The 6,952-nt window shown below is 44.4% G+C and carries 6 protein-coding genes; 5 read left to right on the forward strand and 1 reads right to left on the reverse strand.

Going from position 1 to position 6,952, the window contains the following annotated elements; genetic code table 11:
- Position 1: 1 nt before the first annotated feature.
- From HRT75_RS08260 to bshA, 4 genes are all read left to right on the forward strand, one after another.
- Positions 2-793 carry a (Fe-S)-binding protein gene (locus HRT75_RS08260; protein WP_291185006.1) on the forward strand — a complete coding sequence of 264 codons (792 nt, stop codon included), beginning with the start codon at positions 2-4 and terminating at the stop codon, positions 791-793.
- A gap of 1 nt (position 794) precedes the next feature.
- Positions 795-1,280 carry an ABC transporter ATPase gene (locus HRT75_RS08265; RefSeq protein WP_291185008.1) on the forward strand — a complete coding sequence of 162 codons (486 nt, stop codon included), beginning with the start codon at positions 795-797 and terminating at the stop codon, positions 1,278-1,280.
- Between the two features lie 20 nt (positions 1,281-1,300).
- Positions 1,301-4,222, forward strand: a complete 2,922-nt coding sequence (locus HRT75_RS08270) for a glycoside hydrolase family 3 N-terminal domain-containing protein (protein ID WP_291185011.1) — start codon at positions 1,301-1,303, stop codon at positions 4,220-4,222.
- Between the two features lie 87 nt (positions 4,223-4,309).
- Positions 4,310-5,443 carry an N-acetyl-alpha-D-glucosaminyl L-malate synthase BshA gene (gene bshA, locus HRT75_RS08275; RefSeq protein WP_291185014.1) on the forward strand — a complete coding sequence of 378 codons (1,134 nt, stop codon included), beginning with the start codon at positions 4,310-4,312 and terminating at the stop codon, positions 5,441-5,443.
- Here bshA and HRT75_RS08280 read toward each other — a convergent pair.
- Positions 5,440-5,925, reverse strand: a complete 486-nt coding sequence (locus HRT75_RS08280) for a hypothetical protein (RefSeq protein WP_291185017.1) — start codon at positions 5,923-5,925, stop codon at positions 5,440-5,442. The two genes, bshA and HRT75_RS08280, sit on opposite strands and share 4 nt — an antisense overlap.
- Before the next feature lie 116 nt (positions 5,926-6,041).
- Here HRT75_RS08280 and HRT75_RS08285 point away from each other — a divergent pair.
- Positions 6,042-6,952 (forward strand): FAD-binding oxidoreductase (locus tag HRT75_RS08285; RefSeq protein ID WP_291185020.1); only part of this gene is annotated, 911 nt, incomplete at its 3' end.

The following is a 6,952-nucleotide window of genomic DNA, read 5'->3' on the forward strand; positions in this document are numbered from 1 at the left end:
TATGAGCGAAACCTTAAAAGTTCCAACTATGGCCCAAATGATGGCCGAAGGTAAAACGCCTGAGGTGCTGTTTTGGGTAGGCTGCGCAGGAAGCTTTGATGATCGCGCTAAAAAGATCACCAAGGCCTTTGTAAAGCTCTTGAACAACGCCGGAGTTGATTTCGCAGTTTTAGGAACGGAAGAAAGTTGCACAGGGGATCCTGCTAAACGCGCAGGAAATGAATTCTTGTTTCAGATGCAAGCCATGACCAATATTGAAGTTATGAACGCCTATGAAATTAAGAAGGTCGTCACCGCCTGCCCGCACTGCTTTAATACTATAAAAAATGAGTATCCTGGGTTAGGAGGAAACTATGAGGTGATGCACCACACCCAGTTTTTAAAGTCCTTGCTCAACGAAGGTCGCTTGACGGTTAATGGTGGAACTTATAAGGGTAAGAAGATTACCTTTCACGACCCTTGTTACTTAGGTCGCGCTAACGCGATTTATGAGGCGCCACGTGATCTCTTGAAAAAACTAGAGGTAGAACTCGTAGAAATGAAGCGCTGCAAGAGCCGCGGTTTGTGTTGTGGAGCTGGAGGTGCGCAGATGTTCAAGGAACCAGAACCAGGTACCAAAGACATCAATATTGAACGTACTGAGGAGGCCTTGGAGACCAAGCCGGAAATTATTGCTGCAGGTTGCCCATTCTGTAACACCATGATGACAGATGGAGTTAAGAATGCAGAAAAGGAAGACAGCGTTCAGGTTATGGATGTGGCAGAGATGATTGCAAACGCTCAAGATCTTTAATATGCTAGTACCTTTTGATTCACTGCCTGATGAGGCACGTATCTGGATCTATCAAGCAGATCGTAAAATGTCTGAAGATGAGATCGGCACAATCTTACCGAAATTGGAAGAGTTTTTGACCCAATGGACCGCTCATGGTGCCAATTTAAAGGCGGCTTTCCAAATGCGCTACCAAAGATTCATCGTTATTGCTTTGGATGAATCACAAGCGGCGGCCTCTGGCTGTAGTATTGATGCCTCGGTGCATTTCATTCAAGGTTTAGAACAACAAATGGGCTTGAGTTTGTTAGATAAACTCAATGTCACTTATTATAACGGGCCACACATTGCCCACAAATCCTTAGCCGACTTTAAGAAAATGGCTAAGAATAAATCAGTTTCAAAGAATACTATTGTATTCAATAATTTGGTCAATACTAAAGGAGAATTTGAAGAATATTGGGAAGTTCCAGCAAAAGACAGCTGGCACGCCAGATTCTTAGCATAGTTTTTGATCTGCGTTACTTTATGAAGAAAGCTCTTGTCGCCATATTGGGGTTGATAGCAAGCGTGACTAGTGCACAGCAGATCGATCCTCTTTTACAAACTTCTGGAGACCAATTGGCTCAAATTGCTTGGGTGGATTCCATTTACAACAGCATGTCGCTTCAAGAAAAGGTAGGACAGCTCTTTATGGTGGATGTTTTCTCTCAGGATCCTAAAAGTAAAACTGACAAGGTCAAAGAACTGATTCGCAACTACCATTTGGGTGGGGTAATCTTTTCTAAAGGAGGACCGTACCGACAAGCAAAACTCAACAACGAATTTCAAGAACTCTCTAAAGTGCCACTATTAGTAGGTATGGACGCGGAATGGGGACTGGCCATGCGTTTGGACAGTACCTATGCCTATCCTTGGAATATGACCCTGGGAGCCGTTCAAAACGATTCTTTGATCCGTGAAGCTGGACGTAGAATTGGGGAGCATTCTAAACGTTTGGGGGTTCATATCAATTTTGCGCCTGTTGTAGACATCAATACCAACCCAAAGAACCCGATCATTGGCAACCGTTCCTTTGGGGAATCTGCCACCAATGTGACCAACAAGGCCAGCGCCTTCTTTCAAGGTATGCAAGATGCTGGGGTTTTGGCCAACGCCAAGCACTTTCCAGGGCACGGAGATACAGATGTAGACTCGCATGAGACCTTACCGACTATTGGTTTTGATAAAGCGCGGCTAGACAGTTTAGAACTCAGTCCTTATAAACGATTGATCCGTGAGGGAATTGCCAGTGTTATGGTGGCGCACCTCAATGTTCCCGCCTTGGAGACCAAAGATGGTTATCCTTCCTCCATATCTACCAATATAGTCACCAATCTACTCAAAGGAGAACTCGGTTTTAATGGTTTGATCTTCACTGATGCCTTGAATATGAAAGGTGCTTCCAATTTCAGTGAACCCGGAGAGATCGATTTGGCAGCCTTTATGGCAGGTAATGATATATTGCTGATCTCAGAAGATGTTCCAAAGGCCCACGCTCGTATTATAGCGGCGTATCGTGCCGGAGAAATTACTGAAGAGCGCTTGGCGCTTTCGGTTAAAAAGATTTTGAAGGCGAAATATTGGGTTGGGCTAAACAATTATCAACCGGTTAATGAAGAAAATTTATTTGAGGACCTCAATAGAGCAGAGGACGAAGCTTTAAACGAACTTTTGCTGGAGCGCGCCTTGACCGTCGTTAAAAATGACTCCGCTTTGGTTCCTATCAGGGAGTTGAAGGATCAGCGTATTGCTTATGTAAACTTCGGAGACGATTCGGGCTCTGCCTTTTATGAGCAGCTCGAAAAATATACAGCCGTGGATTGGGTTAAGGCAAATTCGCTGGAACAACTCATAACACGTTTGAAAAAGTACGACCGCGTGATCATCGGATTCCACAAAAGCAATGACAATCCTTGGAAGTCCTACAAAATGGCCGATAAGGAAGTTGTTTGGTTGTATGAGATCGCCCGTCAGAATAAAGTAATACTCAATATATTCACCAGTCCTTATGCACTGTTGGATTTGGAGACCTTGACCAACTTTGAGACGGTTATGGTGTCATATCAAAATAGTGAAGTAGCCCAGCAACTGGCAGCTCAGGCCATATTCGGTGCCCGTGCAGCGCAAGGACGCCTCCCGGTAGGTATAGGTGCAGAGTATCCAGTTGATACTGGAGTAGATACAGAAGCCTTAGGAAGATTACAATACGGAGCTGCGGGGTCTGTTGGTTTGGATCCAGATCGGCTAAAAAAGATTGATACCTTGACCAGAAATGGCGTTTGGGCCGGCATGATGCCTGGAGCTCAAGTTCTTGTTGCGCGTAGAGGGAAAGTGGTATATCAACAGTCTTTTGGCTATCACACTCCAGATAAAAAGCGACGCGTTAAGTCTGACGATATCTACGATCTGGCCTCGTTGACCAAGATCTTGGCAACCTTGCCTATGGTCATGCAACTTTATGATCGAGGGGTTTTGGGGATGGAAACCGAAATTCAAGAAATGCTGCCCGATTGGAGTCGATCCAACAAAGCGACCATTACTTTGAAAAAGATGTTGACGCATACAGGACGCTTGCAAGCGTGGATTCCGTTTTATACCCAAACCTTAGATACGGTGATGGATGGACCATCAGAGCTGTATTATCGCGTCACTCCAAACGATACCTTCAGCATTAAAGTAGCTAACGAGCTTTATATGAGAGAAGACTACAGGGATTCTATTTATGAGGCCATCAAAGAGAGTGAACTCCGTAGCAGAAAAGGATATAAATACAGCGATCTGCCGTTTTATATCCTCAGAAAGTATTTGGAGGACTTTTATGGCAATCCTTTAGAAGATCTGGTGCAACGCGATCTTTATGGACCGTTGGGCGCAAACCTAACAGGATATAAGCCTTTGGAACGTTTTGCTGAAAAGCGTATCCCACCTACAGAAGACGATTACTACTTCCGCATGCAAGCCGTAAAAGGTTATGTACACGATCAAGGCGCGGCCATGTTGGGAGGTGTGAGCGGTCATGCGGGACTTTTTGCGAACGCTAATGACGTCGCTAAGATCATGCAAATGTATCTCTGGAACGGCAATTATGGCGGAGAGCAGTTTTTCAAGAAAAGCACGCTGGACGACTTCAATACCTGCTATTTCTGTGAAGATGACGTCCGTCGTGGTGTTGGTTTTGACAAGCCACAATTAGGCGATGTAGGACCAACCTGCGGTTGTGTATCCATGACCAGTTTTGGGCATTCAGGTTTCACAGGAACCTTTACTTGGGCAGATCCAGAAGAGGAGATTGTTTATGTATTCCTTTCCAACAGAACCTATCCAACAGCCGATAATCGCATGCTGATCAGCAGTGACTTACGTTCGAGAATCCAACAGGCGATCTACGACGCCATCATTCGCGAATAAACCGCGGGCTGTTAAATATTCCTTATTGCCTTCCTAGAGTACAAACATTCCTTGTACTTTTACTTCTGAATCATCAAACGAAGCACTTTGAAAATTGCCATTGTATGCTATCCTACCTTTGGAGGTAGTGGTGTTGTCGCTACAGAATTGGGGATTGCCCTTGCAGAGCGTGGACACGAGATCCATTTTGTGACCTATCAGCAACCGGTACGCCTAGACTTCCTGGCAAAGAACATTCACTTCCACGAAGTTCATGTGGAGAAATATCCTTTGTTTTTATATCAGCCTTATGAATTGGCTTTATCCTCCAAATTGGTGGAGACAGTGAAACAATATGGAATTGAGCTTTTGCATGTGCATTACGCTATTCCTCATGCCTATGCGGGATATATGGCTAAAAAGATGTTGGCAGAGGCAGGGATTGATCTGCCTATGGTAACTACACTTCACGGAACCGATATTACGTTAGTAGGAAACCACCCTTCATTTAAACCGGCTGTTACCTTTAGCATCAATATGAGTGATGTGGTGACCTCAGTTTCTGAGAGCCTCAAGCAAGACACTTTGAGACTTTTTGATATCAAAGTACCTATTGAGGTGGTTCCTAACTTTATTGATGCGGCATCGAAACCGCAAGAGTTCACCGATTGCCAAAGAGAGTTGATGGCAAGTTCGGAAGAGCGTATCATTACCCACATCAGTAACTTCAGACCCGTAAAACGAATTCAAGATGTAGTACACGTCTTTGAAGCGATCGCTCAAAAGATTCCAGCTAAGCTGATCATGGTAGGCGAGGGGCCAGAGCGCGCCTATGCGGAACACCGTTGTAAGGAACTGGGTATTGCAGATAAAGTGCGTTTTGTTGGCAACAGCAATGAAATTGATAAGATCTTGTGCTTTAGCGATCTGTTCTTACTGCCTTCTGAAAAAGAGAGTTTTGGTTTGGCGGCTTTAGAAGCGATGTCTGCAGGAGTTCCTGTGATCTCTAGTAATACCGGCGGATTACCCGAGGTAAATGAACCCGGAGTTTCCGGTTATTTAAGTGAGGTAGGCGCGATTGAAGATATGGTGTCCAAAGCCTTGAGTATATTACAGGACGATGCTACTTTGGCACGTTTTAAAGCACAATCCAGAGAACACGCTAAGTTGTTTGATATAAAAAAAATAGTGCCCCAATATGAGGCACTATATCAAAGCGTTCTAGATACGGCTACCCTTTAGAATTGATAGCGGATACCCAATCCGAGGTCAAAGTCAAAATCGTCATTAAAATCCCCGAATCCAACTTCTGGTCTTACATCTAAGGAGATGAGGATTGGAATATCAAAATTGTATTCAATACCTGCATTTCCTGCTAAAAATGCAAAGGAATCGGTATCATCCATTCCGGGAATATCAACGTCAATGCTGTAAACACCAACACCACCTCCAGCACCTACGTACCAATTGAAGTTACCGTCCAAGGGAAACAACCATTGATGCAATCCGGCCAGTTTAAATCCGTCGTAATTGTTACCACTGCGTACGCCCAAGTTGAATTCCAATCGCGTGTCTTCCTGCAAGGCACGTTGATAACTGATCTCTGCGCCAAAACCGTCATCTTCTCCAACGCGAATACCCAAAGCATTCTTCGAAATCTGCTGAGCAGAAGCGCTAAAACCGATACCTATCAGGCACAATAAACAAAATAAGGAGGTTCTCATGTTAAGTCTGTTTAAGAATTACTACTTAAACGAAGATACGACGGAGAAATTATTTTAATTCAAAACCCGAGGGCGTAATCTTGGAAAAAGGACCTTTAAGTTCTTACCTTTATTCCATGTCCGAACTCGATAAGCCTTTAGGCAGTTTAAGACGCAAATTAAAAGGTGAACTCCACTGGGATGATTTTCACAAACAACTCTATGCTACAGATGCCTCGGTTTATAGAGCATTGCCTGCTGCAATTGCTTATCCAAAGACAGAGGAAGACCTTAAAGCGCTAATTGAGTTTGCGAATGCTCACAATATTAGCTTGACGGCCAGAACTGCGGGAACATCGCTTGCAGGTCAATGTGTAACAGACGGTATAGTCTTAGACTTTTCAAAGCATTTTACCCAGGTTCATGATATAGATATAGCTAACAAACAAGTAACCGTTGCTCCTGGAGTCATTAGAGATGCGCTTAATGAAGAGCTGGCGCCTCATGGTTTACTCTTCGGACCCAATACATCTACCTCAAACCGCTGTATGCTTGGAGGCATGGTGGGTAATAACTCGTCAGGAACTACCTCTATCCGTTATGGAGTAACTCGTGACAAGCTGATAGCGCTGGAAATGATACTCCACGATGGCAGTAAAGTCAGCCTTAAGGAGGAATCCATAGATTCCTTTAACCAAATCGCTGCTTCAGAAACGGCGCTGGGTGAAATTTACAGTCAGCTTAAGGATTTGCTTGAACCTCAAGATGTTCAGCAAAAGATAAATGAGGTCTTCCCTAAGAAAGAAATACACCGTCGGAATACCGGCTACGCCTTAGATGCGCTGATAGAAATGGAACCCTTTGGTGGCGAAACCCCTTTTAATTTGGCAAAACTCATCGCTGGCAGTGAGGGCACCTTAGGTTTGGTGACTAAGATCACTTTGGCTCTGGATGAACTGCCACCCAAACACCGAGCTATGATCGCTCCGCAGTACGCAAGCGTTGAAGCCTGTTTGAAAGACGTAGCACCCTTGATGCAACACACTTT

This window comes from Gilvibacter sp., from assembly GCF_013214815.1.
Lineage (GTDB): Bacteria > Bacteroidota > Bacteroidia > Flavobacteriales > Flavobacteriaceae > Gilvibacter.

Bases quoted from the DNA above. Each gene is read 5' to 3' on its own strand.
- HRT75_RS08260 (WP_291185006.1), top strand. From the start codon at position 2: ATGAGCGAAACCTTAAAAGTTCCAACTATGGCCCAAATGATGGCCGAA.
- HRT75_RS08265 (WP_291185008.1), top strand. From the start codon at position 795: ATGCTAGTACCTTTTGATTCACTGCCTGATGAGGCACGTATCTGGATC.
- HRT75_RS08270 (WP_291185011.1), top strand. From the start codon at position 1,301: ATGAAGAAAGCTCTTGTCGCCATATTGGGGTTGATAGCAAGCGTGACT.
- HRT75_RS08280 (WP_291185017.1), bottom strand. From the start codon at position 5,925: ATGAGAACCTCCTTATTTTGTTTATTGTGCCTGATAGGTATCGGTTTT.